Consider the following 26,456-nt stretch of genomic DNA (forward strand, 5'->3'; position numbering starts at 1 on the left):
TCGCGGGCAGCGCGCTACCAGGCGGTAGAAAGGCTCGGCCGTGGCATCCGCGGTCAAGGACAACGCGGGCAAGGGCGCCGAGGGCGAAGCCGCCCCGGACCACACCACCCCCGCTCGGCAGACCCCCGCGAAGGAAGCCCGCCCCGGTTACGGGCAGCTGCTGCGCACCCCCGGCGCGTGGGCGTTCCTGCTGCCGGGCTTCCTGGCCCGCCAGCCCTTCGCGATGCTGACGTTCAGCATCCTGCTGCTCGTCCAGCACACCACCGGCTCGTACGGCACCGCCGGTGTCGTCTCGGCGGTCACCGGCGTCTCGATGGCGCTGTTCGCGCCGCAGAGCGGCAAGCTGGCGGACCGGTTCGGGCAGCGCGCGGTGCTCGTACCCGGCGTACTGGTGCACGCGGCGGCGGTCGCCGCGATGATCGCGCTGGCGCTGTCGCACGCGCCCCTGTGGGCGCTGCTGGTCATCGCCGTACCGACCGGCGCCTCGACGCCGCAGATCGGCCCCATGGTGCGCTCCCGGTGGGCCGCCAAGCTGACCGGTTCGCCCCTGATGCCGACGTCCACCGCCTTCGAGTCGGTGACCGACGAGTTCACCTTCGTCATCGGCTCGGTGCTGGCGACCGCCCTGTGCACCGGCGTCCACCCGGCGGCGGGCCTGGTCGCCGAGGGCGTCCTGACGCTGGGCGGCGGCCTGCTCTTCGCGGCGCAGCGGCGCAGCCAGCCGCCGGTGCACCGGTCCGCCGACAGCTCCGCCAAGCGCGTCTCCGCGCTGTCGGTGCCGGGCCTGCGGGTCCTGATCGCGGGCCTCTTCGGCATCGGCACGGTCTTCGGCGGGATGCAGGTCTCCCTCACGGCCTTCGCCGAGGACATCGGGCAGCCGGGCATCAACGGCCTGCTGTACGGGGTCTTCGCGGCGGGCAACATGCTGGCCGGCCTCGTGTGCGGCGCGATCTCCTGGAAGGTCGGCCCCCGGCGCCGTCTGCTGGTCGCGTACGCGCTGCTGACGCTGCTGACCACCCCGCTGTGGGCGGTCAGCGTGGCGCCGCTGATGGGCGCGGTGGGCCTGCTGGTGGGCCTGTGCATCGCCCCGGCGCTGATCACCGGCTACACGCTGGTCGACTCGCTGGTGCCGGCGTCCGCCCGTACGGAGGCCTTCACCTGGCTGACGGGCGCGGTCGGCCTCGGCCAGGCGGCTGCGTCGACGGTCGCCGGTCTGCTGGCGGACCGCTTCGGACCGCACTCCGGTTTCCTGGTGCCGCTGTGCGGTACGGGCCTGGCGCTGGTGGTGCTGGCGGTGTTCCGGGGGCACCTGGTGCCGCGCTCCGAAACACTGGTCGTCGGACGTGGGGTGGGTCACCGTACTCCGGCAACAGTGGACTGACGGGCCGGAATACTGCACTATGGAGCGTCGTTAGCACTCATTGAGTGAGAGTGCCAGGAGGAAGTCACAGTGCCGACCTACCAGTATCAGTGCACCGCATGCGGCGAGGGCCTCGAGGCGGTGCAGAAGTTCACCGACGACGCACTCACCGAGTGCCCCGCCTGCAACGGACGCCTCAAGAAGGTGTTCTCCGCGGTCGGCATCGTGTTCAAGGGCTCCGGGTTCTACCGGAACGACAGCCGCGGCTCGTCGTCCAGCAGCACCCCCGCGTCGAGTTCGTCCTCGTCGTCGGGCTCGGACTCCGGGTCCTCTTCGTCCTCCTCGTCCTCTTCGGGCAGCGAGTCGAAGTCGTCCGCAGGTTCGTCGAGCTCTTCGGGCTCCTCGGGCTCTTCGGGTACGGGCTCCAGCTCGACGCCCAAGACGTCGGCCGCCTGACGCCCGGCAGCCGCCTGCCTGCCGCCCGTCGGCCGTTGACCGCCTGAGCGGTACCGCGGCCCGGCAGCCCTCCGGGACAACTCTTCACGCAAGCCCCGCCGTCACCGACGGCGGGGCTTGCGGCGTTCCCCCTCGAACAGTGCTCCCCGCGATTAATGTGACCGCATGGCTGACGCGGAAATCGGGGTCATCGGCGGGTCCGGCTTCTACTCGTTCCTGGACGACGTGACAGAGATCACCGTCGACACCCCCTACGGCTCCCCCAGCGACTCACTCTTCCTCGGCGAGGTGGCCGGGCGCACCGTCGCCTTCCTGCCCCGGCACGGCCGGAAACACCATCTGCCACCGCACCGCATCAACTACCGCGCCAACCTGTGGGCGCTGCGGTCGGTCGGCGCGCGGCAGGTGCTCGGCCCGTGCGCGGTGGGCGGTCTGCGCCCGGAGTACGGGCCGGGGACGCTGCTCGTACCGGACCAGATCGTGGACCGTACGAAGGCCAGGGCGCAGACGTACTTCGACGGGGTGCCGCTGCCGGACGGCAGTGTGCCGAACGTGGTGCACGTGTCGTTCGCCGACCCGTACTGCCAGGTCGGCCGGGAGACGGTGGTGACGGCGGCCCGGGGCCGCGCGTGGGAGCCGGTGGACGGCGGCACGCTCGTCGTCGTCGAAGGGCCGCGCTTCTCGACCCGCGCGGAGTCGCGGTGGCACGCGGCGCAGGGCTGGTCGGTGGTCGGCATGACCGGCCACCCGGAAGCGGCGCTGGCTCGCGAGCTGGGCCTCTGCTACACGTCGTTGACGCTGGTCACGGACCTGGACGCGGGTACGGAGACGGGCGAGGGCGTCTCGCACGAGGAGGTGCTGGAGGTCTTCGGCCGGAACGTGGGGCGGTTGCGCGAGGTGCTGTTCGACGCGGTGGGCGCGCTGCCGGCCACCGCGGAACGGACCTGTTCGTGTGCGGACGCGCACGCGGGCTGGGACCTGGGGATCCAGTTGCCGTGAGGGGCGCCGGGGACACGAGAGGGTGACCGTTTTCTCCACAACCCGGGGGTAGCGGCCGGCGGGCGGCGAGCGCCGGCCGGGGTTGTCCACAGGGCCGAGCAGGCTCCGGCGAAGTCGGGCACGGTGGGGACCGTCCGCACCGATTCCGGCACCGCAGGCGGTGGTCACCGTGCCTCACCCCTACTCCCCGCACCCCTCCTCCCCTTACCCCTCGCCCCCGCACCTCTCCTCCCCGCACCTCTCCTCCACGCGCCCCTCCTCCCCTCAGCCCCCCGACGAGCCCGCCGCGCCGCTCCCCCTCCCTCCGCCGTGTGAGGTTGCGCACTTCGCCCCCGTGCGGGCCCAGGGCGGGCGCCACCGGCTGCGACGGGCGGTACGGCACCGGCGGCGGACCGTGACGGCAGGGCTGGCGATGACGGCCGCGGCCCTGGCCGCCACGGCCCACCAGAGCGGCGAAGGGCGCGCCGCGGGCCCCGCGGGCGCCTGCGCGGCGCCGTCGTCCGGGAGTCATCCCGCATGGGGGCGGTCATGACGGCACCGACCGCGCCGGGCGAAGATCGAGTGGCCTTTGCCCGATATGCGCGCGACACTGGCGAAAGTGGCGGGGTGCGTTCGGCGTGCCGGTGGGAAGGCTCTTCCCCGGCCGGCCGGGACGCGGCGCCGATCCGTACGGACGTTTCGTCCGCTCACCGGTTCAGGTCATGGGATTGGACAGCCCTGCCCTGCCCTGCCGTAGGTTTCGGTGCTGTTCGTTGCACGGTTCGTAGTGAGTGTGGAAAGAGGCTTTCAGGTGAGCGAGAAGACGGGCGTACTCGGGGGATTCAAGGAATTCCTCATGCGCGGCAACGTGATCGAGCTCGCGGTCGCCGTCGTGGTCGGAGCCGCGTTCACGAACATCGTGAACGCCGTGGTCAAGGGTGTGATCAACCCGGTCGTCGGTGCCATGGGTTCGCAGAACCTCGACCACTACAAGACCTGCCTCAGCACCTGCACCACGGACGCCAAGACCGGCGAGTTCACCGACGGCATCTACATCCTGTGGGGATCGGTGCTCAGCGCCGTCCTGACGTTCCTGATCACCGCCGCGGTCGTGTACTTCCTCATGATCCTGCCGATGAACAAGTGGAAGGCACGCCAGGACGCCAAGAAGCCGCTGGACGACGGTCCGGCGGACCCGACCGAGGTCGAGCTGCTGCAGGAGATCCGCGACGCGCTCGTCGCGCAGCGCAACGGCTCGCTGCCCGGCTCGGCCACGGGCTCGCCCGCCGGTGGCGGCGCCGGTTCGGTGGTCACGCAGAAGACGCAGCAGTAAGGGACTCCCGCCCCGCGGCGAAGCCGCCCCGGCGCCTCGGTCAGAGGTGGTGGGGCGGCTTTTCGTCGAGGAAGCGCGCCAGGTCCGCGGCACTGTCCTGTCCTGCCGGACGCTCGCCCCAGCCCTGGTCGGTGTCGTCCGACGACTGCCGGCTCAGCGGATCGTCGAAAACCAACGCCGCATGCGTCTTGGGCCGCGGGGCCCGCTTCGGGCTCTCCGCACTCTCCGCACTCTCCGGGCTCTCCGGGCTCTCCGCGCCGTCCGGCCGCTCCGAGTCGGCCTCGGGCCGGGTTTCACGGGATTCAGGGGTCGTACTCACTCCTCCAGGGTACGGCTGGTGGGGAACTGTCCTGGACGGCCGGACGGAGAGCGGCGGCGGGGTCCGTACGTTTGCGGCCCGCCGGGTGCCCGGGCGTACCGTTGCCGGCACACCTTCTGCGGGGGTCCACATGAGTGCCGCGTACGAAGCGGGAATGGGTGACCGGCTGGCTCGGCTCCGGCTGCGGCGCGGCCTGACACAGGAGCAACTCGCCGAGGCCGCCCACCTTTCCGTGGACGTCGTCCGCAAACTGGAGCAGGGCCGCCGCAAGACGGCGCGGCTGTCCAGCATCAACGCGCTCGCGGCCGCCTTGGACACCGAGCCGTCCTTCCTCGTCGGCCAGCCCGGGACCTTCGAGGTCCAGCGGCCCGCTCAGGAGGACGTCCCGTCGGTCCTGGCCCTGCGCCGCGCGGTGTCACCGGTCCCGGACCTCCTCGGGGACGAGGACGAAGAAGATCCACCCACCATCGGCCAGTTGCGTGCGGCGCTCCGTTCCACGGACGCCATCAGACGCGAGGGCCGGATGGGCGAGATCGGTGTACTGCTGCCCGGCCTGATCCGTGACGCGCGGGCGGCCGCCCATGCCTTCACGGGTGCGGAGGCGGCCGCTGCCAACTCCGTACTGGCCGTCGCCTACCAGGTCGCCGCCACCACGCTGGCCGCCTTGGGCAAGGAGGACGCGGCATTCACCGCCATGGAACGTTCCATGGCGGCCGTCCGCCTCGGTGACGACCCGCACCTGGAGACCCTCTCGGCCTCCACCCTGAGCTGGGTGCTCATCAAACAGGGCCGTCTCGCCGATGCCGAGCGCGTGGCGATGGCCCGCGCGGACGCGATCGAACCGGGCTTCCGCTCGCCGCCCCGGGACATCGCGCTCTGGGGCATCCTGCTGCTGCGCGCCGCCACCGCCGCGGTGCGGCAGAAGCGCCACGCGGCGGTCACCGACCTCCTGCGGATGGCCTCGGCGGCGGCCGAGCGGATCGGGGAGGACCGGATCTTCTACGCCACTCCCTTCGGCCCGGCAAACGCCGGTATCGCCAAGGTCAACTTCCTGGTGGAGATGGAACAGAGCGACCGCGCCGTCCGTGAGGCCCACGGCATACCCGCCCTCACCTCCCTCCCGCCCACCTGGCGAGCCCGCTTCCATGTCGACCGGGCTCTGGCCCATCACGACCTCGACGACGACGCGCAGGCGATACGCGCCCTGCTCCGCGCCGAGCAGGACGCCCCCGAGTGGATGCGTTACCACTCGACGTCCCGCCGCCTCGTCGCGGAGCTGCGCGGCCGTGCCGGGCGCCGGGACGCGCCGGTGCTGGCGCTCGCCGACAGGATGGGCGTCGAAGGGTAGGACGCCCTGTCCGACCCGTTTCGGCGTATGGGCCCTGCCGCCTCACCGGTGCCGCCGAGTGGGCCGAGGCGTCCCTGGGCCGGGGTGGCGCCGCTGCCTAGCGTGCTCCGTATGACGCGGCGCCCGCGTTCCCGGCCCGGGGCGGACACGGCGCCGCTCCGTGAACCACCAGGAGCCAGGCATGACCGGTGACACCACACCCCCGCTCGCCTTCGTCTACGACCGTAATGTCACGCGTTCGCGGGGCATGTTGGAGATGCGGGTTGCCGGTTGTCGTGCCTATGCCGAGCGGCAGGGGTGGGAGGTGGCCGGGTGGTGGGTGGATTTCGGGGATGCGGCGTTGGGGGGTGAGCGGCCCGAGTTGGGGGCGCTGATCGGCGTGTTGGGGCGCGTGGTGGTGGTCCGGCGCGCGTTCTGCCTCGTGCACCACTGGAACCGGTTCGCGCATGACGTCGAGGGCCGGCTCGCCCTGCAGCGGCGCGTCGCGCGGGTGGGCGGGTACTCGGCCACGACGTTCGGCGAGAGCGACGAGGGGGCCGGGTACGCGGGCGCGGCGCGGGTACCGGCCGCGGGGGCGGGGCGGCAGCCCTTGCCGTAGCCGTGGGTCAGCGGGTGGCCCATGCCGTAGCCGTGGATCAGCGGGTGGCCCTTGCCGTAGCCGTGGGTCAGGGGATGGCCCTTGCCGTGGCCGTGGGTCAGCGGGTGGCGAGGGCCTCGTGCCACCAGTGGTCGCGGCCTGCCGTCCAGGACACCGGGCGGCTGGTGCGGTTCACGACCAGGACGGACCGCACCTGCGGGCAGTCGCGGCGCAGGGCCCGGTCCAGTACGGGCTTGACCGGGCGTACCGCGCCGTCCCAGAACGCCGCGTCCGCCGTGATGATCACCTTGGCGCCGGAGTCCCGCGCCGCGTCGGCGAGTTCCGGGACGGTCAGGTAGACCGGCAGCGTCGTACGGACAGCGTTGAGCCGGCCGCAGGCGAGCGTGACGATGACCGACTCCGGCACCAGCGGCAGGTGCACCGCCACCGGGTCGCCGGCCCGCACCCCGAGCCGGGCCAGTGCCGCGGCGGCCCGCTTGGCCTGGCCCATCAGCATGGTGTGGGTCAGCTCCTCGTGACGTCCCGGCTCTCCCTGCCAGGTGAGGGCAATCGGGGACGGGGACGCCGGGGGCCCTTGCGTTTCCCGGGTCGTTTCCTCATGCTCGGAGATCACGCGACGCAACATGCGGACCAGCCTGAAGATCGCCGATCAACAACTGCTGAACGTCCGCTGTACGGCGAGGCCCGCGCCTCGTACGAAGCCGCTTTCGTGGCGCCCCCGGAGGGCGTCGCTTCTCGTGCCCTTGGGCGACGTGCCCGTAAGAACCCGTAGGTGCCCGTGCGGCACCCCCACGTCTCTGCCCCGTCCCCGGCACACGCAATCCCCCACCCGTCACGTTCCTCATCCGTACGTACTGCGCCACGCCCGCCCGCGTGGCGCGAGAGGTGGACCGGTGTGGCAGATGTCCGAGCGCAGTGGTGAGCAGGGGTGTGCGGGCGAGGCCCGCATGGTGGTGGGACGGCGGTTGTGGGCTGTGGTGGCCGTGGCGATCGGCGGGTTCTGTGTGCAGCTGGATGCTTTCGCGCTAAACATGGCGTTGCCCGTGATCCGCCGGGACCTGCATGCCTCCGCGGCCGCCGGACCGTGGGTGATCAGCGGTTATCTGCTGGCGGCCGGGTCCCTGATGCCGGCTGCCGGGCGGCTGGGCGACCGGTACGGGAGGCGGCGGCTGCTGCTTTGGGGGCTCGCGCTGTTCGGGGGGACGTCGGCGGGGTGCGCGTTGGCGCCCTCGTTGCCGTTCCTGGTGGTGGCCCGGGTGGCGCAAGGGGCGGGCGGGGCGCTGGTCATGCCGGTGGGACTGGCCCTGCTGACGCGTTCCTTCCCTCCGGGCCGGGCGCGCGTCGCGACGGGGTACGCCCTGGGGCTGGCCGGTCTGGCCACGGCGTGCGGTCCGTTCGTGGGCGGGGCGCTGGCCCAGGCACTGTCGTGGAGGGCTGTGTTCTGGGTGAATGTGCCGCTGTGCGCCGCGGCGCTGCTGTGTGCCCGGCGCGCCCCGGAGCCGAGGGACGAGGCAGCACCGGGGGCGCGGGGTGAGGGAGGCCGGGCCGAGAGGGCCCAAGGCGCCTCAGGAGCCCCGGGCGCGGGGGCGTGGAGTGGGGGTGGCTGGGGTTCGGTGGTGGTCGGGAGTGGTGTGCCTGCTTGTCTGGCGATGGCTGTCGAGGGCGCGGGGGCGTGGTGGGAGGCGTGCGCGTGGGCGGCGGGCGCGGTGATGCTCGGCGCGTTGTTCGTACGGGCCGAGCGCCGGTCGCGCGCGCCGCTGTTCGACCTCAGCCTCTTCCGTAACGCGCCGTATGTAGCGCTCACTTCGGCCGGCGCGGTGGCCAATGCGGCGACCGTCGTGCTGCTCTTCGTGGTGCCGCTCGCGCTTCAGGAGGTGCACGGGTTGTCCGTACTGGGCGCGGGGGCCGCCTTCCTCGTACCGGCGGCGGCGATGGCTGCGGCCGGGGCGGTGGCGGGGCGGGTGCCGCCGGGGGCCGCCGAGCGCGTGATGGCCGTCTGCCTCGGCCTTGCCGCCGCCGCGTTGGCAGCGGCGAGGCCGGATGGCGGGGCGGCGTCGGCCGTGCTGCTGTCGGTGGCCACCGTGGCCTCCGCCTCGCTGGGCATGGCGGGAGCCCTGGCCCTGACCGCCACACAGGCCGTGGTGCGCCCGGACCGCGCGGGTGAGGCGTCCGGGCTGACCAAGTGCGCGATCACGGTGACGGCCGGGCTGGGCCTCGCGCCTGCCGGTACCGACCCGGGCGGCGCGCTGCACCTGGCCGCGGCCGGTTGCGCCGCCGCCTGCCTGGCCCTCCTGGTGCGCAACCGGAGGAGACGGAGGAGACGGTGGAAACGCGTCCCCGTCAGCCACAGGTGAATGCGCGCCTCCTCCGTCAACCGCCGGTGAATACGCGCCTCCCCGTCAACCGCCGGTGTACGCGCCTCCCTGTCAGCCGCAGGTGTACGCGCCTCCCTGTCAGCCGCAGGTGGACACAGCCGCCTCGTAGCCCCCGGCGATGTCCCGTACGTCCCGGAACCCGCGGGCCTCCAGCAGCGCGGCGGCGATCACGGAGCGGCTGCCGCCACGGCAGTAGAGGACGACCGGGCGTTCCGGGTCCAGGGTCGTGCAGCTGGTGGCGAGGCTCGCGAGGGGCAGGTTGCGGGCACCGGGCAGGGCGCCCGACTCGTACTCGGCGGGGTTGCGGACGTCGACCAACTGGGTGTCCTCGGCCGTGGCGTCGCCGGGCGACAGGCGGCGGGTGCGCGACACCAGGGCGGGGTGGCGGGCGAGTTCGGCGGCCGGGTCCGGTACGTGTCCGAGGACGTGGTCGTAGCCGATGCGGGCCAGGCGGAGGCGGGCCTCGGTCTCCGTGCCCGGGTCGCTGACCAGGACGATCGGCGTGCCGGGCGCCACCACGCTGCCCGCGTACTCGGCGAACCGGGTCTCCAGGCTGATGTGCAGCGAGCCGGTGAAGTGGGCCTCGGTGTACGCGGCGAGGGGGCGGCTGTCCAGGAGGACCGCGCCGGCGTCCCGGCAGGCGGCCAGTGCCGCGTCGACGGTGAGGGCGGCGGGCGGCGTGGCGTCCAGGAGCGGGTGGCCGTCGCGGTTGAGGGCGGCGTCGTGGGCGAAGTAGCCGGGGGCGATGGGCTGTCCGGCCGTGACCAGGCGTACGAACTCGGCCTCCGGCATGGGCTGGAGCGCGTAGTTGTAGCGGCGCTGGTCGCCGATGGTGGAGGTGGTCTCGGTGGAGAGGTTGCGGCCGCAGGCCGAGCCCGCGCCGTGGGCGGGGAAGACGCGGGTGGCGTCCGGGAGGGTGAGCAGTTTGCCGTGCAGGGAGTGGTAGAGGCGGCCCGCCATGTCCTCCGGCGTCAGGCCGGTCGCGGCGAGCAGGTCGGGGCGTCCCACGTCGCCGACGAAGAGGGTGTCGCCGGTCAGGACGCCGTACGGCTCGGCCGCTGCCGGGTGTTCGTGGACGACGAGACAGATGGATTCCGGGGTGTGGCCGGGGGTGGCGAGGACGGTGAGGGTGACTCCGGAGGAGGCCGGGGCCGGTTCCCCCTCAAGCGCGCCGTTACGGGAGCCTCCCGGGCCCCCGCCCGGAGATGTCCGTTCCCCATCCGGAGATGTCCGTTCCCCATCCGGAGATGTCCGCTCCCCATCCGGGGATGTCCGCTCCCCGCCCAGGAAGATCCGCTCCCCGTCGCGCAGCCGACGTATCGGGTAGCCGGTCTCGGCGGCTTCGCCGAAGGCGATGGTGGCGCCGGTGGCGCGGGCCAGTTCCAGGTGTCCGGAGAGGAAGTCGGCGTGGAAGTGCGTCTCGATGATCAGCTCGATGCGCAGTCCGGCCGCTTCCGCGTCGCGCAGGTAGTCATCGATGTCGCGGCGCGGGTCGACGAGGACGGCCCGTCCGGTGGTCTTGTCGCCGATCAGGTACGACGCCTGGGAGAGGCAGTCGAGGTAGTACTGCGCGAAATGCACGGTCGACCTCCGTGGTCCTGCGGGCCCGTGATCACGAGCCCCGCGGGGAGTGTGTTGTGCGGATGCACGGATGTACGTACATTAGGCACGTGGGGTGCCGACGACAAGTTGGGCCGTGGACGACGAGAAGGAGCGTCCCCGTCACCCCCGGCCGCACGACCCGTACCCGCATCACCCGCACGACCCGTACCCGCATCACCCGCACGATCCGCACCCGTACGACCCGCACGACCGCTCGCCCGTACCCGCTCGGAGGCGCCTTCATGACCGCACACCCCCCGGGCCCGCGTCCCCTGGACCGGCGCTCGCCCCTCCCTCTGTGGGCCCAGCTCTCCGAGGACCTGCGGCGCCGCATGGAGGGGGGCGAGTTCGCCGACGAGTTCCCGGCCGAGCACCGTCTCACCGGGGAGTACGAGGTCAGCCGGCACACCGTCCGCGAGGCGCTGCGCAAGCTGCGCGCGGACGGTCTGGTGATCGCCGAGCGCGGCCGCGCCAGCCGGCTGAACACCCGGCGCATACAGCAGCCGCTGGGCTCGCTCTACAGCCTCTTCCGTGAGCTGGAGGGCCAGGGCGTGGAGCAGCGCAGCGAGGTGCTGCGGCTGGAGCGGACGGCGGACGGTCCCATCGCGGAACAGCTCGGACTCGTCCCGGACGCGCCGCTGGTCGTGCTGGAGCGGCTGCGGCTGGCGGACGGCGAGCCGCTCGCCCACGACACCACGTATCTGCCTGCCGAGGTGGCCGAGCCGCTGCTCGACGCCGACTTCCGGCACACCTCGCTGTACGGGGAGTTGCAGCAGCGCTGCGGAGTGAAGGTCACCGGGGGCCGGGAGCGCATCCACCCGATCCTGCCGGACATCCGGCAGGCGTGGCTGCTGGGGCTGGCCGACCGCGAACCCGCTTTCGCCATCGAGCGGCTGGGCCGCTCCGGGGAGCGTCCGGTGGAGTGGCGTGAGACCGTCGTACGTGGCGACCGCTTCACCTTCGTCGCCGAGTGGTCCAGCGACAGCCGCGCGGTCGAACTCGCGCCGCGCGCGGCGTGTCCGTCGTGAGGGCCGGTCGCGTGAGGGCCGGTCGTATGAGGGCCGGCCGCATGAGGGCCGGTCACGTATCGGCTGATCACATGACGCGCAGTCATATATCGCACATGACGCCCAGTCACATATCGGCCGATCAAGAACCGTACGCACCCCCCACCCCCCGATCATGCCCCTCCTAGCCATCGCCGCCCTCCCGTGCGGGCTGGTCATCGGGCTGCTGCTGGGTGCGCTCGGCGGTGGCGGGTCGATTCTCGCCGTGCCGGCGCTGGTCTACCTGCTGCACCAGTCCCCGCACGAGGCGACGGCGGGCGCGCTGGTCGTCGTCGGCATCGGTGCGGCCTCCGGCCTGGCCTGCCACGCCCGCGCGGGCCGGGTCCGCTGGGCGGCCGGGCTGGCCTTCGGCGGGCTGGGCACCGCCGGTACGTTCCTCGGGTCCCGCTGGAGCGCGTCGCTGGACCCGACCGTGCTGATGACGGCGTTCGCCGGGCTGATGCTGGTGGTGGCGGTGGCGATGCTCGTACAGGCTTGGCGCGGACGGGAGAGGGCGCGTACGTCCCCTGCCCATCCGCTCGACGCTCGCCCGCTCGACGCGCGCCCGGCTCCCGCCTCCGCAGCCCTCACGGTGCCGAAGGCCCCCGCCGCCCGCCTGGCCTCCGCCCTGCGTATCGGCGTCACCGCGACCGCCGTCGGCCTGCTGACCGGCTTCTTCGGTGTCGGCGGCGGCTTCGTCGTCGTCCCGGCGCTGACCCTGGTTCTCGGCCTGGAGATGCCGGTCGCCGTCGGTACGTCGCTCCTCGTCATCCTCGTCAACTCCGGCACGGCGTTCGTCACCCGGGCCGGCGCGGGCGGCCTGGACTGGCCGTTGCTGGCCTCCTTCGCCGCCTGCGCCGCGCTCGGCAGCTGGCTCGGCAACCGGCTCGCCGTCCGGTTGCGGCCGCAGGCCCTGTCCACGGCGTTCGCTTCGCTGGTCACCGTGCTCGCCGTCTCGATGGCGGTGGCCGGCCTCTCGCGCCTGTGACCGGGCCCCGGCCTTTCACCGATCCGCTCCCCGACCAATCCGCTCCCCGACCGATCCGCTCCTCGACCCCAGGAGGAAAGAACCATGACTTCCGTCTCGACGCACCACCAGGTCGTCGTCATCGGCGGCGGCACCGCGGGCATCACCGTGGCCGCCCGGCTGCGCCGCGCCGGACTGCGCGACATCGCGGTGCTGGAGCCCTCCGAGACGCACTGGTACCAGCCGCTGTGGACGCTGGTCGGCGGCGGCCAGGCGCCGCTGCGGGCCGCGCTGCGTACGGAGGCGGAGGTCATGCCGCCCGGTGTGCGGTGGCTGCGCGAGTCCGCCGTCTCGGTCGCCCCGGCGGCGCGGACGGTGGGTACGGCTTCGGGCCGGACGGTCTCGTACGACCGGCTGGTGCTCGCCCCCGGGCTGAGCCTCGACTGGGACGGCATACCGGGCCTGGCGCAGGCCCTCGGCCACGGCGGCGTCTCCAGCAACTACCGCCCCGATCTCGCCCCGCTCACCTGGGACTTCATCCGGCGCACCCGGAGCGGCACGGCGCTGTTCACCATGCCGTCCGGCCCGGTGAAGTGCGGTGGCGCGCCGCAGAAGATCGCCTATCTCGCCGCCGACTACTGGCGCAAGCGCGGGCTGCTGGGCCGTATCCGTACGGTCCTGGTGCTGCCCGAGACCGCCATGTTCAAGGTGCCGGTCTTCAACAAGGCCCTGGAGGAGACGGCGCGGCGGTACGGGATCGAGGTGCGGCTCCAGTCGGAGCTGACGCAGGTGGACGGCGCCGCGCGGGAGGCGGAGATCGTCGATCACGCGACCGGCGAGAAGGAGACCATCCGCTACGACCTGCTGCACGCCGTGCCGCCGCAGCGCGCTCCGCAGTGGGTGGCGGACAGTCCGCTCGCCGATCCGGCCTCCCCCTTCGGCTACGCCAAGGCCGACCGGGAGACGCTGCAACACCCCGACTTCCCCGAGGTGTTCGCGATCGGCGACGTGGCCAACCTGCCGACGTCCAAGACGGGGGCCGCGATCCGCAAGCAGGCGCCGGTCGTCACCGCCAACCTGCGGGCCGGGCTGCGCGGCCGGCCCGCGACCGCCCGCTACGACGGCTACACCTCCTGCCCCTTGGTCACCGCCCGCCACAAGATGCTGCTCGCGGAGTTCGACTACGACCTGGAGCCGGCGCCGTCCATCCCGTTCATCGACACGACGAAGGAGCGGACGGACATGTGGTTCCTGAAGCGGTACGGGCTGCCGCAGCTGTACTTCAAGGGGATGCTCAAGGGGCTGGCCTGAGCAGAAGTCAGGTCTGAGCGGCGCGGTCCGGGCTGCCTACCCTCCCCGACGCGGTCACCCCTCGACACGGCGCAAAGGAAAGTGGGACGATAGTCCCAGTTGATGTTGCCCCGTGTGTGGCCGGCTGCGCGGCGGGGGACTCCCGCCTGCCTTCGCGCCGAAGGCCCACGTGGACAGGACGCACGATGGCCGCCAACCCGTACCGCGAACTCTTCACCGCCCCGGGCACCACGGCATTCAGCGCGGCCGGGCTGCTCGCCCGGCTGCCGCTGCCGATGGCCCACATGGGCATCCTCACCATGCTGTCCGAGACGTCCGGCGGGTACGCCCTGCCGGGCCTGGTGGCGGGTACCTTCACCCTCTCCATGGCGTTCCTCGGCCCCCAGGTGTCCCGGCTGGTGGACCGCCACGGGCAGCACCGCGTGCTGCCCGTGGCGACCGGCCTGAGCGTCATCGCGCTGGGCGCGCTGATCCTGTGCGCGCACGCCGGCGCACCGGACTGGACCCTGTTCCTGTTCGCGCTGCTGTCCGGGCTGATGCCGAGCATGGGCGCGATGGTGCGGGCCCGCTGGACCGAGATCTACCGGGACAGGCCGCAGCTGACGACCGCGTACTCGATGGAGTCGGTGGTCGACGAGCTGACGTATGTCATCGGCCCGGCGGTCGCGGTGACCCTGTCCACCTCGCTCTTCCCGCAGGCCGCGCCCCTGACCGCCGGGGTGCTGCTGGTGGCGGGCGTGGCGCTGTTCGTGCCGCAGCGGCGCACCGAACCCGCCGTCCGGCCGCGCGCGCAGGCCGTGGGCACACGCTCCCGCTCGGCGATCCGGTCGGCGCCGGTGTTCCTCCCGGCCCTCGCGCTGCTCTTCTGCGGGGTCATCGCCGGCACGGTGGACACGATGGGCCTGGCGTTCGCCGCCGAGCAGGGCGACAAGGCCCTGGCGGGCTTCGTGTACGCGGCGTACGCGCTGGGCTCGGGCCTGGCCGGGCTGGCCTTCGGCGTACTCCGGGTGAACTGGCCGCCGACCCGGCTGCTGCTCGCGGGGCTGACCGGATCGGCGCTGACCACACTGCCGTTCCTGCTGGTGGACAGTGTCGCCGCGCTGTCCGTCGCGGTGTTCCTCGCCGGGGTGTTCTTCGCGCCCACCATGGTCGTGATCATGGGCGTGGTGGAGCGGACGACGCCCGGCCACCGGTTGACGGAGGCCATGACGTGGATGATCGCGGGGCTCCAGACGGGGGTCGCGGCCGGCGCGGCGGTCAGCGGCGCGGTGTTCGACGGCGCCGGCGTACGGGCCGGGTTCGGGGTGGCGGTCTCGGCGGGCGTCCTGGCCGTACTGACCGGGCTGTGCGGCCTCCCCGTACTGCGGAAGCGGCTGGCGCGGGCAGCCTCGGAACGCCCCGCCGCCTACCCGGCGTCCGGCAGCAGCTCCCACAGCATCGCCTCGAACTCCTCGGCGGCAGGCGGCTCCTCGGCCAGCAAGGCCTGTAGCAGCAGCCCGTCGTAGGCGCGGGTGAAGAGCTTGATGCGCAGCGGGTCCTGTGTGTAGAGCCGGGCGAATCCGGCGAGCGCCTCGAACCAGCGGTCGGTCCGGCTGCGCAGTTCGGGGCGGCGGGCGGCGAGCAGGCACAGTTCGAACTCGGCGAGCAGCAGCCCCCGGTCCTCCAGCGTCCCGGCCATCAGGCGCGCCAGCATCCGGCGCTTGTCGCCGCGCGCGCCCGCCCCGCCCGGCCCGTCGACGGGCGCGGCGGTGAGCTGCCGCACCCGTTCGGCGTCCGTCTCCATGGCGCTGGTCAGCGCAGCGGTGAGCAGTGCCTCGACGCTCTCGAAGTAGTACGTGGTGGCCGTGGTGGGCAGCTCCGCCTCGCGCGCGACGGTGCGGTGGGTGACACCCGCCGCACCGTCCCGCTCGATGACGCGCAGGGTGGCCTCGATCAGCGCCCGCCGCCGGCGCTCACCCTTGGCCCGCCGCCCGTCGGTGACGGGCCCGCCGGTGACGCCGTCCGTGACGGGCTCGTTCGCTTGCGGCTCGTTCACGGGGGCTCCAGCGGCAGTACGGGGGTGGGGCGTCGCAGGACGATACCGGGCGCGTCGTAGGACGATACCGGGCGCGCCTCCCCGCTACCCGGTGGCCGACACGTCCGGATTCACGGCTGATGCCACGTCCGAAACGTCCGGCTCCACGATTGCCGACACGTCCGCCACCACGCAGCTCACGTTGTCCGGCGCCCCGGCGTCGTGCGCCAGCGCCACCAGGTCCCGCACAGCCCGGCCGGGGTCGGAGGCCACGCCGAGGACATCCCGTACGGCGTCGGAGGGGACCACGGCGGACAGGCCGTCCGAGCACAGCAGGTAGCGGTCACCGGGGCGCGCTTCCCGCAGTCCCACCTCCGGTGCGAAGTCCGCGCTGCCGTCCAGTGCCCGGATCAGGAGGGCGCGTTGCGGGTGCGACTCGGCTTCCGCGGGCGTCAGCCGCCCCTCCTCGACGAGGGACTGGACGTGGGTGTGGTCGTGCGTGATCTGGAACAGTTCGCCGCCGCGCAGCAGGTACGCCCGCGAGTCGCCGACGTGGACCAGGGCGAGGTGGGAGCCCGTCCAGAGCATGGCGGTCAGGGTGGTGCCCGCGGGTCCCGCACCGGAGCCGAGGTCTGATCCGGCGCAGGCACCGGCCTCTTCGCCCCGGCCCGCCGCAGCCGCCACCACTTCCCCCACGGAACGATTCGCCTGCCCGGCCGCGTCCGCCAGCGCGTTGAGCAGGTCTCCGGGGCGCAGCGTCCCGCCGTCGAAGTCCTCCAGGCCACGCAGCGCCTCGACGGCGGCGGCCCCGGCGGACGCCCCGGCCCCGCCGAAGCCGTCGGCCACGGCCAGCAGCCGGTCGCCCGCGTACGCCGTGTCCTGGTTGCTCGCCCGGACCAGCCCGGTGTCCGAGAGCGCCGCGTAACGGATACCGAGCCCGGACGCGGCCCTCGCCTCCCCCACACCCGCCTGCGCCTGCGTCTCCGACTCCACCTTCGTCTGCGCCTGCGCCTTCGCCTGCGCTTTCGCCTTCGTCATGGTCGCGTCCTTCCCCTTCAGATGGTCGACGAGGAAGGCCGCGAGCTCGCGGCGGGCAGCGGTGTCGGTCTCGACCCGCGCCCAGTACGCCGCGACTGCCTCGGCGGCCGGGCCCGGGGCCAGTTCGCACACATCCCGGATACGGGCCAGCGGCATACCGAGCCGGCGCAGCCAGGCGACCAGCCGGGCACGCTCCAACTGGGCGAGCGTGTAGCGCCGGTAGCCGTTGGCGGGGTCGACCTGTGCGGGCGGCAGCAGCCCCAGTTCGCCGTAGAGCCGCAAGGCCTTCGGCGAGAGCCGCGCCGCCCTGGCGAACGCCCCGATGCTCAGCAGCCGACCGCCGTCCCCGCCGCCTACCCCGTCCACTGTGTCCGGCCCGATGTCTCCGCGCACCCGTTCACCCTCCTCGTACGGGGGTGTCCCCGCAAACCTGAGGCTGCGTCTTCCCCCAAGGGCAAGGTCAAGGGCGGGCGCCCGGGTCTGCGAACGTCTCCAGCCGGACGAGGCGACGATCGCGCGGCAGCGGTCCGGGCCTGCCGTTCCGGAGACGTACGCGGTGTTCACCCCGAGGAGGCCAGCAAGGCTGCTCGCTGTTACGGCAAACGATGGAAAGGAGGCGCGCCGGTGATCGGACGTGCCCTTACCGACCCGCCTCCAGGTGGCTCAGTGCCGCGACGGTGAGGGCCTGGACGCCCATGGTCAGGGTGGGCTGCTTGACCGGTGTGAAGTGCGGTGAGTGGTTGGAGGGGATGTCCTGGGCGAGGCGCCCGGAGGACATGGCGGTGCGGAACTCGTCGGGGTCCCAGCCGCCCAGCCACCAGTAGTAGAGGGGCGCACCGGCGGCCGTGGCGATCAGACCGGCGTCCTCGCTGCCGGCGGCCGGTTCGTAGCCGAACAGCGCCTGGCCGCCGAAGTGGTCGGTGAAGGCGGCGTTGACCCGCTCCAGCGTGCGGTCGTCGTTGCGGGTGACCGGGAAGGTGTTCAGCACCTCGGTCTCCGGCTCGCGCGGCGCGTCGGAGGCGATGGCCTCGGCCTTGGCGATGCGGTCGATGGCCGCCAGCACCCGGCCGCGTACCTCCTCGTCGAACGTACGGACGCTGAGCTGCACCACCGCCTCGTCGGGGATGACGTTGGGCGCGTCCCCGGCCTGGAAGGAGCCGACGGTGACGACGGCCCGGTCCTTGGGCGCGACCTCCCGGGCGACGACGGTCTGCAGCCGCTGGACGAAGGCGGCGGCCATCACGATCGGGTCGACGACGGTCTCGGGGCGGGAGCCGTGGCCGCCGGTGCCGTGGAAGGTGATCTTCAGGCTGTCCGAGGCTGCCATACAGGCGCCGGGGGCGTACGTGATCAGGCCCGCGCCGAGCGGGGCGACGTGCTGGGCGAGCACCACGTCGGGGGTGGGCACCCGTCCCTGCCCACCGGCATCGACACCGGCACCGGCACCGGCATTGACCTCGGCACCGGCTCCGGCTCCGGAACCGGCACCGACATCCGCGCCCGTCCCGAACAGCCCGTCCGCGATCATCGCGCGCGCCCCGTCACCGACCTCCTCGGCGGGCTGGAAGAGCACGACCAGGGTCCCGGACCAGTGCTCCCGGCCCGCCGCCAGCAGGTCGGCGGCGCCCGCCAGGCAGGTGACGTGCACGTCGTGGCCGCAGGCGTGCATGACGCCGGGGACGGCGGAGGCGTACGGCAGGGTGCTGCGCTCGGTGACGGGCAGGGCGTCCATGTCGGCCCGCAGCAGGACGACCGGGCCGGGGCCGTTGCGCAATACGCCCACCACGCCCGTGCGGCCGATCCCAGTGCTGACCTCGTAGCCGTACGAGGTCAGGCGACGGGCCGCTTCGGCGGCCGTACGGGTCTCCTGGAAGCCGAGTTCGGGGTGCCGGTGGAGGTCTTCGTAGAGGGATTCGAGGTCCGCCATGCGGGCGCCGAGCGGGGCCAGTACGGTGTCACGCGCGCTATCGCTCATACGTAGCATTTGATCATGTAACGGACGCACGGGCGAGGCCAGGACCGGCCGCACCAGGCCGGAAAACACCGGCTCCCCAGGCACCGCGGAGCACCGCCGGAGACCGGCGGACGGACCGCTGCGCGAGCACCCCCTCTCCGTATAAAACCTGTACGGAGAACGTGCGTTGCGTGTCCTAAGTTCCCGGCGGGACTCCCGCGCGTCTCGCCGCGGCCACCGGCGGCGCGGGCTGTACTGAGACGCGGCCCCGAGCGGACCGCCGCGCTGCGCTACGCCGCCGGGGTGACGCCGTGCCAGTTCAGTTGGCCGGCGCAGCAGCTGGCGGCGTCGCTCACGGTCGCGGCGGGCGCGACCCTGCCCCTGACCGCGCGTCAGGGGCAGGCGCCGGAGAGCCGACCGTTCCGGCCAAAGGTCCTGTACCTTTCGGCCATTGGTCCCTCGCGACGCATGAAGAGCACGAGACCCGGTACCGGGCTTTTCCCCGGACGGTGTAGGGTGCGGATTGCCCGTTTTATGCCTACGACAGCCCACCGGCCCGGAGCCGACGGGCGAGGAGACGCCACGATATGGCCGCCCGCCACGCCCAGCACAGCAGCGGTACGCGAATAAGGATGACCCGTCGCGGCAAGGCCGTCAGCGGCCTCGCCCTGACCACCCTCGTGGGCACCGCGCTGTGGGCCTGGCCCGCCTCCGGCGACGACCACGACGGGCACCGCGCCGAGCAGGCCCGGCCGGCCCCCTCGTCGCCGGACGCCCCCGCGCACCACGTCGCCGGCGGCACCACGGCACCGGCGCCGCGCGCGATCCCGGGCCTGAGCGACGCCACCCGCAAGCAGATACCGGCCGATTCCCGGCAGGTCCTGGTCGTCACGGGCCAGGGCGCGGACGCGCACGACTCCTCCGTCATGCTCTACACCCGCGCCGAGCACTCCGACGACTGGCGGCCCGGCGCCGACTGGGCTGCGCACAACGCGTCCCGGGGCTGGACCAAGGACCACCACTACGGTGATCTGCGCTCGCCGCAGGGCGTGTTCACGCTCGGCGACGCGGGCGGCAAGCTGGCGCCGCCCGCGGGCACCAAGCTGCGGTACGACCGGAACGACAGCTTCGTCGCGCACGGCACCGGCGTGGAGGGCGAGCCGCTGGACGGCGCGTTCGACTACGTGATCGCCATCGACTACAACCGCGTCAAGGGCTCCTCGCCGCTGGACCCGCGGCGGCCGCAGGGCGCGGCAAAGGGCGGCGGCGTCTGGCTGCACGTGGACCACAACGGCCCCACGCAGGGCTGCGTCAGCCTCAAGCCCGAGGTGATGCAGGAGTTGCTGCGGACGCTGGACCCGGCGCAGCACCCGGTCATCGTGATGGGCCCGGCAGGCCACTGAAACCGGCCCACCACCGGCCGTACCGCTGCCACCACCTCCTGGCACCGGCCGTACCGCTGCCGTTCCACCGCCCCACCGGCCGTACCCGCTCCCGTTCCACCGCCCCACCGGCCGTACCGCCCGCAACTCCCCTTACCGCCCCCGCTTCACCCGTGGTACGGATGTGCCATGGCCGACGACGCTCAGCACCCGCACGACGCATCCGCGACCCGCGCCACCGCGTTCGCCCCTGGTGAGGCGCCGCAACACCCCGGCCCACGGGACGCGTTGACCGACGTCACCGGGCTGCGGGTCGGCCACGCGCGGCGCTTCGGCGACGGGTGCCTGACGGGCACCACCGTCGTCCTGGCGCCCGAGGGCGGCGTCATCGCCGCCGTGGACGTACGCGGCGGCGGTCCCGGCACCCGCGAGACGGACGCCCTGGACCCGCGCAACCTGGTCCAGCACATCGAGGCGGTGGTCCTCACCGGCGGCAGCGCCTTCGGACTGGACGCCGCCTCCGGCGCGGTGGCCTGGCTGGAGGAGCAGGGCCGCGGCTACCGCGTCGGCCCGGACCCGGCGCAGGTCGTCCCCGTCGTACCGGCCGCGGCCCTGTTCGACCTGGGGCGTGGCGGCGACTGGCACGCCCGCCCGGACGCCGCCCTGGGCCGCGCCGCCATCGAGCACGCCGCCGGTACGGAGCTGAACGCACCCGTGGAGCAGGGCAACACCGGCGCCGGTACGGGCGCGGTGGCCGGCGGCCTCAAGGGCGGCATCGGTACCGCGAGCCTGGTCCTGCCGTCGGGCGTCACGGTGTCCGCGCTGGCGGCGGTCAACGCGGCGGGGTCGGTGGTCGATCCGCGTACCGGGGTGCTGTACGGACAGTACGGGGAGGTGTGCGAGACGTTGGCGCAGGCTCCGCCCGGGCCCGGCACCGGCCTCCCCTCCCCCGGCCCGGATACCCCCGACCCGGACTCCCCCGACCCGGACTTCTCCGGCCCGGACTCCCCCGGCGTGCCTTCCCCTGACGCGCACGCCGCCGCGCAGCGCCGCCTCGCCGAGGCCCGTACCGCTTCCGAGCGACGTTCGGCCGCCTCCGTACGCCCGCCCCTGAACACCACTCTCGCCGTCGTCGCGACCGACGCGGCCCTGACCCGCGCGCAGGCCCAGAAGCTGGCCGGCACCGCGCACGACGGGCTGGCCCGCGCCGTACGCCCGGTGCACCTGCTGACCGACGGTGACACGGTCTTCGCGCTCGCCACCGGTGACCGGCCTCTGGCGCCGGAAGGGGCCGCCGCCGACCCGGTGTTCGGGGCGCACGCCGAGACCGGCGCCCTCAACGAGATCCTGGCCGCGGGGGCCGACGCGCTGACCCGCGCCGTGGTCAAGGCCGTACTGGCGGCGGAGACGGTGGACACCCCGGGCGGCCGCTTCCCGTCGTACCGCGACCTCTACCCGTCGGGGTCACCCTCCTGACCGCGGTGGTAGAACGGGCCATATGTCCGCGCCGCCGCCTCCCCCCACGCTCGTCCAGCCACCGCCCGGGAAGAAGCCGGGCCCGCCACGGTCGCCGAGACGGCACCGGCTGTGGTGGCACCGCCTGTTCCTCGGGCTCTGGTACCGGCCGGTCGAGGTGATGGACGAGGCGCGCGACCGCAGCGCCTGGAGCGCGGCCGCCCTGCTGTGCCTGGTCAGCGGCGCTCTCGGCATCGTGTCGGTGGAAGCCTTCCGCAAGCAGTGGGGGGTGGACCAGGGGCTGGCGCTGCAACTGGCGGCCTTCGCGGAGGCGGGCGTGCTGGTCGCCAGCCTCGCGCTGGGGGTGGTCACCCACCTCATTGCCCGCACGATCGGCGGGAACGGCAGGTTCGAGCCGACGGTGAGCCTGTTCATCGTGCTGTTCTGGGTCACGGACCTGCCGCGGCTGGTGCTGGCCACGTGGCTGCCGCACAACTCGACGCTCGTGCAGGCCGTGGCCTGGTCGACCTGGGGCTTCGGCTACCTGCTGGCCGTGCTGCTCATCCGGGGCCAGCACCATCTGTCCACCGGCAAGGCGGCGGTGGCGGTGGCGGTGCAGATGCTGGCGTCGCTGGCACTGCTGAAGCTCGGCCCGGTGCGGTGAGGACCGGCCCGTGGCGCGGCCGGCGCACGGGTCCGTGACGCGCGGCTCTCAGTGCCGCTCGTTGCCGTCCAGTTGCCGTACGAGTCCGGCGAACGCCTCGCGCTCGGCGGCGCTCAGCTCCACGCGCTCGCTGGGCGGTCCGGCCGGCCCGGTCTGCCGCGGGACGGCGCGCAGCAGCGGTCTCGTGCCGCTCCCGGAGGGCGCCCCGAAGCGGTGCCGGCGCACGATCCGGGCCTGGCTCACGGCCCACCCGATGGTGACGGTGAGCAGGATGGCCAGGCCGATCTGCTGGAGGAGCGGAACGGAGGGGAACATACGGTCCTCCAGGTCGGGTGCGCGACGGTGCGGTTCCGGGCCCGTGCGGGCCCCGGCGGGGCGGACTCCAGCAGTAGACACCATGTCAGGGACTTCCGTCAGGGGATTGAACGGACTTAAGTCCCACAAGTGATGTAACTCCCACACCTGCGCACCTCCCGCCCGGCCTCCCCACGTTTCGGGCACACGCCCCGTGCGGCACGCGAACGCCCCCTTTCCCTCCCCAAGATCGTCCACGAGCATGTGCCACACCGCCCTCCCGATACGAGGAGTACGCACGTGCCGCAGCCGACCGCCCCCCGCACCGCCCAGCAGGCGCCCGCCACGCCGAACACCCCGGGCCCCCCGGAGGGCGGCGTCTCACCAACGGCCCCGGAGGGCGGCGTCCCGCCGAAGGCCCTGGAGGGCGTCCTCGTCGCCGACTTCAGCCGCGTCCTGGCCGGTCCGCTGGCCGCCGCCACGCTGGCCGACCTGGGCGCCGACGTGGTCAAGGTGGAGCGGCCCGGCTCCGGTGACGACACCCGCGCCTGGGGGCCGCCGTTCTCCTCCGACGGCACGGCCGCGTACTTCGACGCCGCCAACCGCTCCAAACGCGGCCTCGCCCTGGACCTCGCCGACCCCGGCGACGCGGCGGCAGCCCGGGAACTGGCCCGCCGGGCCGATGTACTGATCGAGAATTTCCGGCCGGGCGCGCTCGCCCGCTACGGGCTGGACCCCGCGGCGACCCTGGCCGCCCACCCCGGCCTGGTGCACTGTTCGATCACCGGTTTCGGCTCCGGGGCGGGCGCGAGCCTGCCGGGTTACGACTTCGTCGTCCAGGCCGCCGGGGGCCTGATGAGCATCACCGGCGAACCGGGCGGCCCGCCCCTGAAGGCGGGTGTCGCACTCGTCGACGTCCTGACCGCCAAGGACGCCACCACCGCCGTCCTGGCCGCGCTGCGCCACCGCGACCGTACGGGGCAGGGCCAGCATGTCGAGGTCAACCTGCTGTCTTCGCTGCTCGGTTCGCTGGTCAACCAGGTGTCCGGGCGGCTGGCCACCGGCCGCGACCCGGGCCCGATGGGCAACCGGCACCCGAGCATCGCCCCGTACGAGACGCTGGCCTGCCGGGACGGCGAGCCGCTGGCCGTCGCGGTCGGCAACGACCGGCAGTTCCGGGCGCTGGCGCAGGCGCTGGGCGCGCCCGCGCTCGCCGACGACGAGCGCTTCGCCCGCAATCAGGACCGGGTGCGCCACCGCACCGAACTGGTCAGGGAACTGGAGGAGCGGCTGGCGGCGGAGACGCCCGCGGCCTGGACCGAGCGGCTGACCGCCGCTTCCGTGCCGTGCGGGCCGGTCAACACCGTCGGCGAGGCGCTGGAGCTGGCCGGACGGCTCGGCCTGGACCCGGTCGTGCCGGTCGGCGCGGACCGGACCGCGCAGGTGCGCAGTCCGCTGCGACTGTCCGCCACGCCGGTCGCCGCACCGTGCGCCCCGCCCGCCCTGGACGAGCACGGTGAACCCTTGCGCGCCTGGCTGTCCGGGCCTGCCGGAGCACCCCTCCCACCCCTCATGTGACGTTCATCACAACGTATTCGGGAGTGCAACCAAACCCGCCCGTAGTTGCTGTTTACCAGCACGCACTGACAACACCCTTGCATGGAGCAGCCCGTGACAATGCCGGACACCACCGCGCCGCCCGCACCGTCCCGCAGGCGCCGGGTGCGTCGCGGTCTCGCGGCGGCCTCCCTCCTGGCCGCCGGTGCCCTGGCCCTGTCCGCGTGCGGCGGTGACGCCTCGGCGGGCGGCAGCGACGGCAAGGGGCAGGCGGGCGCGGACGCCGCGGCCGCCAAGGACGCCTCCGAGGCGAAGATCTCGGTCACCTCGAAGAACGGCGCCACCGACGCCAGCATCAACGACACGGGCGTGAAGGTCAGCGGCGGCAAGCTGACCGACGTGAAGCTGGTGCAGGCGGACAACGGTGCGGCGGTCAAGGGCGCGATATCCGCCGACGGCTCCTCCTGGAAGCCGTCGGCCCAGCTGGAACGCGGCACGAAGTACAAGCTGGTGGCCAACGCCAAGGACGGCAAGGGCCGGGCGGCCACCGAGAACGCGACCTTCACCACCGTCTCCTCGAAGAACAGCTTCATCGGCTCCTACACCCCCGACGGCGGCAAGACCGTCGGCGTGGGCATGCCGGTGTCCTTCAACTTCGACAAGTCGATCAGCAACAAGAAGGACGTCCAGGCCCACATCACGGTGACGTCCAGCAGCGGCCAGAAGGTCGTCGGGCACTGGTTCGGCGCGCGGCGCCTGGACTTCCGTCCCGAGGAGTACTGGAAGGCCGGCTCCAAGGTCACGCTGAAGATCGACCTGGACGGGGTCAAGGGCGGTCAGGGCATCACCGGTGTGCAGTCCAAGACGGTGACCTTCACCGTGGGCCGGTCCCAGGTCTCCACCGTCGACATGGACACCCAGACCATGACGGTGGTCCGCGACGGCAAGACCGTCAAGTCGATACCGATCTCCGGCGGCAGCGCGAAGAACCCGACGTACAACGGCCGGATGGTCATCTCGGAGAAGTTCACGCAGACCCGCATGGACGGCTCGACGGTCGGCTTCGGCGGTGAGTACGACATCAAGGACGTGCCGCACGCGATGCGCCTGTCCAGCTCCGGCACGTTCATCCACGGCAACTACTGGGGCAGCCCGTCGATCTTCGGCAAGTCCGGTACCAGCCACGGCTGCGTCGGTCTCCAGGACAACAGGGGCGGCGGTGGCGACACCCCGGGCAAGTGGTTCTTCGACAACTCGCTCGTCGGTGACGTCGTGGTCGTCAAGAACTCGCCGGACAGCACCGTGAAGCCGGACAACGGCCTCAACGGCTGGAACATGGCGTGGAGCGAGTGGCAGGCGGGCAGCGCGGCCTGATCCCGGGTACGTACGGCACGGCCCGCGCGGCCCTGACGACATGACGGTGGCCGGTCCCCTCGGGGACCGGCCACCGTCGTACCGCGAATCGCCAACCGCGAACCGCCCGTAAACGTCAGGCCGCTACCGGTGTGCTTTCCGCCGGAGCCCGGTCCGCCTCGGCGGCAGGCTGCGGTGCGGCCGGCTTGCGCAGGCCCTTCAGGAGGACGACCAGGGCGGTGGTGACCGCCGTACCGGCCAGCACGGCCACCAGGTACAGCAGCGGCTGCCCGATCAGCGGCACCACGAAGACGCCGCCGTGCGGGGCCCGGAGCGTGCAGCCGAAGGCCATCGACAGGGCGCCGGTCACCGCGCCGCCCGCCATCGCGGACGGGATGACGCGCAGCGGGTCGGCCGCCGCGAACGGGATCGCGCCCTCGGTGATGAACGACGCCCCCAGCACCCAGGCCGCCTTGCCGTTCTCCCGCTCGGTACGGGTGAACAGCTTGCCGCGTACGGTCGTGGCCAGCGCCATCGCCAGCGGCGGCACCATCCCGGCCGCCATCGCCGCGGCCATCACCTTCAGGCTGCCGTCGTTGGGGTTGGCGAGGCCGCCCACGGCGAACGCGTACGCCACCTTGTTGAGCGGCCCGCCGAGGTCGAACGTCATCATCAGCCCGAGGATGACGCCCAGGATGACGGCGTTGGCGCCGGACAGCCCGCTCAGCCAGTCGGTCAGCGCCTTCTGGAGCGCGGCGACGGGCTTGCCGACCACCAGGAACATCAGGAAGCCGACGATCGCCGACGAGATCAGCGGAATGACGACGACCGGCATGATCCCGCGCAGCGCGGGCGGCACCTCGACCCGCTGGACCGCCATCACCACCGCGCCCGCGAGCAGACCGGCGATCAGCCCGCCGAGGAAGCCCGCGTTGACCGTCAGGGCGATCGAGCCGCCGACGAAGCCGGGCACCAGGCCCGGCCGGTCGGCCATGCCGTACGCGATGAAGCCCGCCAGTACGGGGACGAGGAAGCCGAACGCGACACCGCCG

24 protein-coding genes are annotated in these 26,456 nt (G+C 73.1%); 16 read left to right on the plus strand and 8 right to left on the minus strand.

Annotated elements, in window-relative coordinates; all coding sequences use genetic code 11:
- Positions 1-160 precede the first annotated feature (160 nt).
- From A6A06_RS39170 to mscL, 4 genes are all read left to right on the plus strand, one after another.
- Positions 161-1,381, plus strand: coding sequence for an MFS transporter (locus tag A6A06_RS39170; RefSeq protein ID WP_079194659.1), 1,221 nt, complete (start codon positions 161-163; stop codon positions 1,379-1,381).
- 69 nt (positions 1,382-1,450) lie between these two features.
- Complete coding sequence (locus tag A6A06_RS39175) at positions 1,451-1,816, plus strand: FmdB family zinc ribbon protein (protein ID WP_073768805.1); 366 nt, start codon at positions 1,451-1,453, stop codon at positions 1,814-1,816.
- A 165-nt stretch (positions 1,817-1,981) separates the two neighbouring features.
- Complete coding sequence (locus A6A06_RS39180; RefSeq protein ID WP_073768806.1) at positions 1,982-2,815, plus strand: S-methyl-5'-thioadenosine phosphorylase; 834 nt, start codon at positions 1,982-1,984, stop codon at positions 2,813-2,815.
- Between the two features lie 790 nt (positions 2,816-3,605).
- Complete coding sequence (mscL, locus tag A6A06_RS39185) at positions 3,606-4,127, plus strand: large conductance mechanosensitive channel protein MscL (RefSeq protein WP_073768807.1); 522 nt, start codon at positions 3,606-3,608, stop codon at positions 4,125-4,127.
- 40 nt (positions 4,128-4,167) lie between these two features.
- On the opposite strand, the gene A6A06_RS39190 is transcribed toward mscL, so the two are convergent.
- Positions 4,168-4,446 carry a hypothetical protein gene (locus A6A06_RS39190; RefSeq protein ID WP_073768808.1) on the minus strand — a complete coding sequence of 93 codons (279 nt, stop codon included), beginning with the start codon at positions 4,444-4,446 and terminating at the stop codon, positions 4,168-4,170.
- Between the two features lie 154 nt (positions 4,447-4,600).
- On the opposite strand from A6A06_RS39190, the gene A6A06_RS39195 reads away from it, so the two are divergent.
- Positions 4,601-5,794 carry a helix-turn-helix domain-containing protein gene (locus A6A06_RS39195; RefSeq protein ID WP_242441166.1) on the plus strand — a complete coding sequence of 398 codons (1,194 nt, stop codon included), beginning with the start codon at positions 4,601-4,603 and terminating at the stop codon, positions 5,792-5,794.
- Positions 5,795-5,975: 181 nt separating this feature from the next.
- On the plus strand, positions 5,976-6,392 hold the full coding sequence (locus A6A06_RS39200; RefSeq protein WP_073768810.1) for a hypothetical protein: 417 nt from the start codon (positions 5,976-5,978) through the stop codon (positions 6,390-6,392).
- Between the two features lie 97 nt (positions 6,393-6,489).
- Here the strand turns inward: A6A06_RS39200 and A6A06_RS39205 are convergent, their stop codons facing one another.
- Positions 6,490-7,005 carry an AMP-binding protein gene (locus tag A6A06_RS39205; protein ID WP_242441167.1) on the minus strand — a complete coding sequence of 172 codons (516 nt, stop codon included), beginning with the start codon at positions 7,003-7,005 and terminating at the stop codon, positions 6,490-6,492.
- A gap of 289 nt (positions 7,006-7,294) precedes the next feature.
- On the opposite strand from A6A06_RS39205, the gene A6A06_RS39210 reads away from it, so the two are divergent.
- The gene (locus tag A6A06_RS39210) at positions 7,295-8,746 is read left to right on the plus strand and encodes an MFS transporter (RefSeq protein WP_242441168.1); all 1,452 of its coding nucleotides are present in this window, start codon (positions 7,295-7,297) and stop codon (positions 8,744-8,746) included.
- 99 nt (positions 8,747-8,845) lie between these two features.
- Here A6A06_RS39210 and A6A06_RS39215 read toward each other — a convergent pair whose 3' ends face one another.
- Complete coding sequence (locus A6A06_RS39215) at positions 8,846-10,348, minus strand: MBL fold metallo-hydrolase (protein WP_073768811.1); 1,503 nt, start codon at positions 10,346-10,348, stop codon at positions 8,846-8,848.
- Between the two features lie 263 nt (positions 10,349-10,611).
- On the opposite strand from A6A06_RS39215, the gene A6A06_RS39220 reads away from it, so the two are divergent.
- The 4 genes from A6A06_RS39220 (at position 10,612) to A6A06_RS39235 (ending at position 15,198) form a co-directional block, all read left to right on the plus strand.
- The gene (locus A6A06_RS39220) at positions 10,612-11,397 is read left to right on the plus strand and encodes a GntR family transcriptional regulator (RefSeq protein WP_073768812.1); all 786 of its coding nucleotides are present in this window, start codon (positions 10,612-10,614) and stop codon (positions 11,395-11,397) included.
- Positions 11,398-11,551: 154 nt separating this feature from the next.
- Positions 11,552-12,403, plus strand: a complete 852-nt coding sequence (locus A6A06_RS39225; protein WP_073768813.1) for a sulfite exporter TauE/SafE family protein — start codon at positions 11,552-11,554, stop codon at positions 12,401-12,403.
- Between the two features lie 84 nt (positions 12,404-12,487).
- Positions 12,488-13,693, plus strand: coding sequence for an NAD(P)/FAD-dependent oxidoreductase (locus A6A06_RS39230; protein WP_073768814.1), 1,206 nt, complete (start codon positions 12,488-12,490; stop codon positions 13,691-13,693).
- A 185-nt stretch (positions 13,694-13,878) separates the two neighbouring features.
- The gene (locus A6A06_RS39235; RefSeq protein WP_079194649.1) at positions 13,879-15,198 is read left to right on the plus strand and encodes an MFS transporter; all 1,320 of its coding nucleotides are present in this window, start codon (positions 13,879-13,881) and stop codon (positions 15,196-15,198) included.
- Here A6A06_RS39235 and A6A06_RS39240 read toward each other — a convergent pair.
- The 3 genes from A6A06_RS39240 to A6A06_RS39250 all read right to left on the minus strand — a co-directional run bounded on the left by A6A06_RS39240 (position 15,099) and on the right by A6A06_RS39250 (position 18,720).
- A complete protein-coding gene (locus A6A06_RS39240) occupies positions 15,099-15,728 on the minus strand; it encodes a TetR/AcrR family transcriptional regulator (protein WP_073768815.1) in 630 nt (209 codons plus the stop codon). The two genes, A6A06_RS39235 and A6A06_RS39240, sit on opposite strands and share 100 nt — an antisense overlap.
- 84 nt (positions 15,729-15,812) lie before the next feature.
- Entirely contained in the window at positions 15,813-17,138 is a 1,326-nt protein-coding gene (locus A6A06_RS39245; RefSeq protein WP_242441169.1) for a MerR family transcriptional regulator, read from the minus strand.
- A gap of 247 nt (positions 17,139-17,385) precedes the next feature.
- Complete coding sequence (locus A6A06_RS39250) at positions 17,386-18,720, minus strand: M20/M25/M40 family metallo-hydrolase (RefSeq protein WP_073768816.1); 1,335 nt, start codon at positions 18,718-18,720, stop codon at positions 17,386-17,388.
- A gap of 566 nt (positions 18,721-19,286) precedes the next feature.
- Between A6A06_RS39250 and A6A06_RS39255 the strand changes: the two genes are divergently transcribed.
- The 3 genes from A6A06_RS39255 to A6A06_RS39265 all read left to right on the plus strand — a co-directional run bounded on the left by A6A06_RS39255 (position 19,287) and on the right by A6A06_RS39265 (position 22,200).
- On the plus strand, positions 19,287-20,102 hold the full coding sequence (locus tag A6A06_RS39255; protein ID WP_073768817.1) for a L,D-transpeptidase family protein: 816 nt from the start codon (positions 19,287-19,289) through the stop codon (positions 20,100-20,102).
- 168 nt (positions 20,103-20,270) lie between these two features.
- Positions 20,271-21,557, plus strand: a complete 1,287-nt coding sequence (locus A6A06_RS39260; protein WP_079194650.1) for a P1 family peptidase — start codon at positions 20,271-20,273, stop codon at positions 21,555-21,557.
- Positions 21,558-21,579: 22 nt separating this feature from the next.
- Positions 21,580-22,200 carry a Yip1 family protein gene (locus A6A06_RS39265; protein WP_242441170.1) on the plus strand — a complete coding sequence of 207 codons (621 nt, stop codon included), beginning with the start codon at positions 21,580-21,582 and terminating at the stop codon, positions 22,198-22,200.
- Positions 22,201-22,248: 48 nt separating this feature from the next.
- Here the strand turns inward: A6A06_RS39265 and A6A06_RS39270 are convergent, their stop codons facing one another.
- The gene (locus tag A6A06_RS39270; RefSeq protein ID WP_073768818.1) at positions 22,249-22,515 is read right to left on the minus strand and encodes a hypothetical protein; all 267 of its coding nucleotides are present in this window, start codon (positions 22,513-22,515) and stop codon (positions 22,249-22,251) included.
- A 279-nt stretch (positions 22,516-22,794) separates the two neighbouring features.
- Between A6A06_RS39270 and A6A06_RS39275 the strand changes: the two genes are divergently transcribed.
- A complete protein-coding gene (locus A6A06_RS39275) occupies positions 22,795-24,072 on the plus strand; it encodes a CaiB/BaiF CoA transferase family protein (protein ID WP_443333830.1) in 1,278 nt (425 codons plus the stop codon).
- A gap of 99 nt (positions 24,073-24,171) precedes the next feature.
- Positions 24,172-25,425, plus strand: a complete 1,254-nt coding sequence (locus tag A6A06_RS39280; protein WP_073768819.1) for a L,D-transpeptidase — start codon at positions 24,172-24,174, stop codon at positions 25,423-25,425.
- A gap of 115 nt (positions 25,426-25,540) precedes the next feature.
- Here the strand turns inward: A6A06_RS39280 and A6A06_RS43400 are convergent.
- Positions 25,541-26,456: PTS fructose transporter subunit IIC (locus A6A06_RS43400; protein ID WP_242441171.1), on the minus strand; the 916-nt coding region annotated here is incomplete at its 5' end.

Source organism: Streptomyces sp. CB02923 (genome assembly GCF_001905005.1).
In the GTDB taxonomy this organism is placed as follows: Bacteria; Actinomycetota; Actinomycetes; order Streptomycetales; family Streptomycetaceae; genus Streptomyces.

Bases quoted from the DNA above. Each gene is read 5' to 3' on its own strand.
- A6A06_RS39270 (WP_073768818.1), bottom strand. From the start codon at position 22,515: ATGTTCCCCTCCGTTCCGCTCCTCCAGCAGATCGGCCTGGCCATCCTG.
- A6A06_RS39195 (WP_242441166.1), top strand. From the start codon at position 4,601: ATGGGTGACCGGCTGGCTCGGCTCCGGCTGCGGCGCGGCCTGACACAG.
- A6A06_RS39180 (WP_073768806.1), top strand. From the start codon at position 1,982: ATGGCTGACGCGGAAATCGGGGTCATCGGCGGGTCCGGCTTCTACTCG.
- A6A06_RS39265 (WP_242441170.1), top strand. From the start codon at position 21,580: ATGTCCGCGCCGCCGCCTCCCCCCACGCTCGTCCAGCCACCGCCCGGG.
- A6A06_RS39280 (WP_073768819.1), top strand. From the start codon at position 24,172: ATGCCGGACACCACCGCGCCGCCCGCACCGTCCCGCAGGCGCCGGGTG.
- A6A06_RS39220 (WP_073768812.1), top strand. From the start codon at position 10,612: ATGACCGCACACCCCCCGGGCCCGCGTCCCCTGGACCGGCGCTCGCCC.
- A6A06_RS39200 (WP_073768810.1), top strand. From the start codon at position 5,976: ATGACCGGTGACACCACACCCCCGCTCGCCTTCGTCTACGACCGTAAT.
- A6A06_RS39225 (WP_073768813.1), top strand. From the start codon at position 11,552: ATGCCCCTCCTAGCCATCGCCGCCCTCCCGTGCGGGCTGGTCATCGGG.
- A6A06_RS39230 (WP_073768814.1), top strand. From the start codon at position 12,488: ATGACTTCCGTCTCGACGCACCACCAGGTCGTCGTCATCGGCGGCGGC.
- A6A06_RS39255 (WP_073768817.1), top strand. From the start codon at position 19,287: ATGGCCGCCCGCCACGCCCAGCACAGCAGCGGTACGCGAATAAGGATG.
- A6A06_RS39235 (WP_079194649.1), top strand. From the start codon at position 13,879: ATGGCCGCCAACCCGTACCGCGAACTCTTCACCGCCCCGGGCACCACG.
- A6A06_RS39260 (WP_079194650.1), top strand. From the start codon at position 20,271: ATGGCCGACGACGCTCAGCACCCGCACGACGCATCCGCGACCCGCGCC.
- A6A06_RS39210 (WP_242441168.1), top strand. From the start codon at position 7,295: ATGTCCGAGCGCAGTGGTGAGCAGGGGTGTGCGGGCGAGGCCCGCATG.
- A6A06_RS39250 (WP_073768816.1), bottom strand. From the start codon at position 18,720: ATGAGCGATAGCGCGCGTGACACCGTACTGGCCCCGCTCGGCGCCCGC.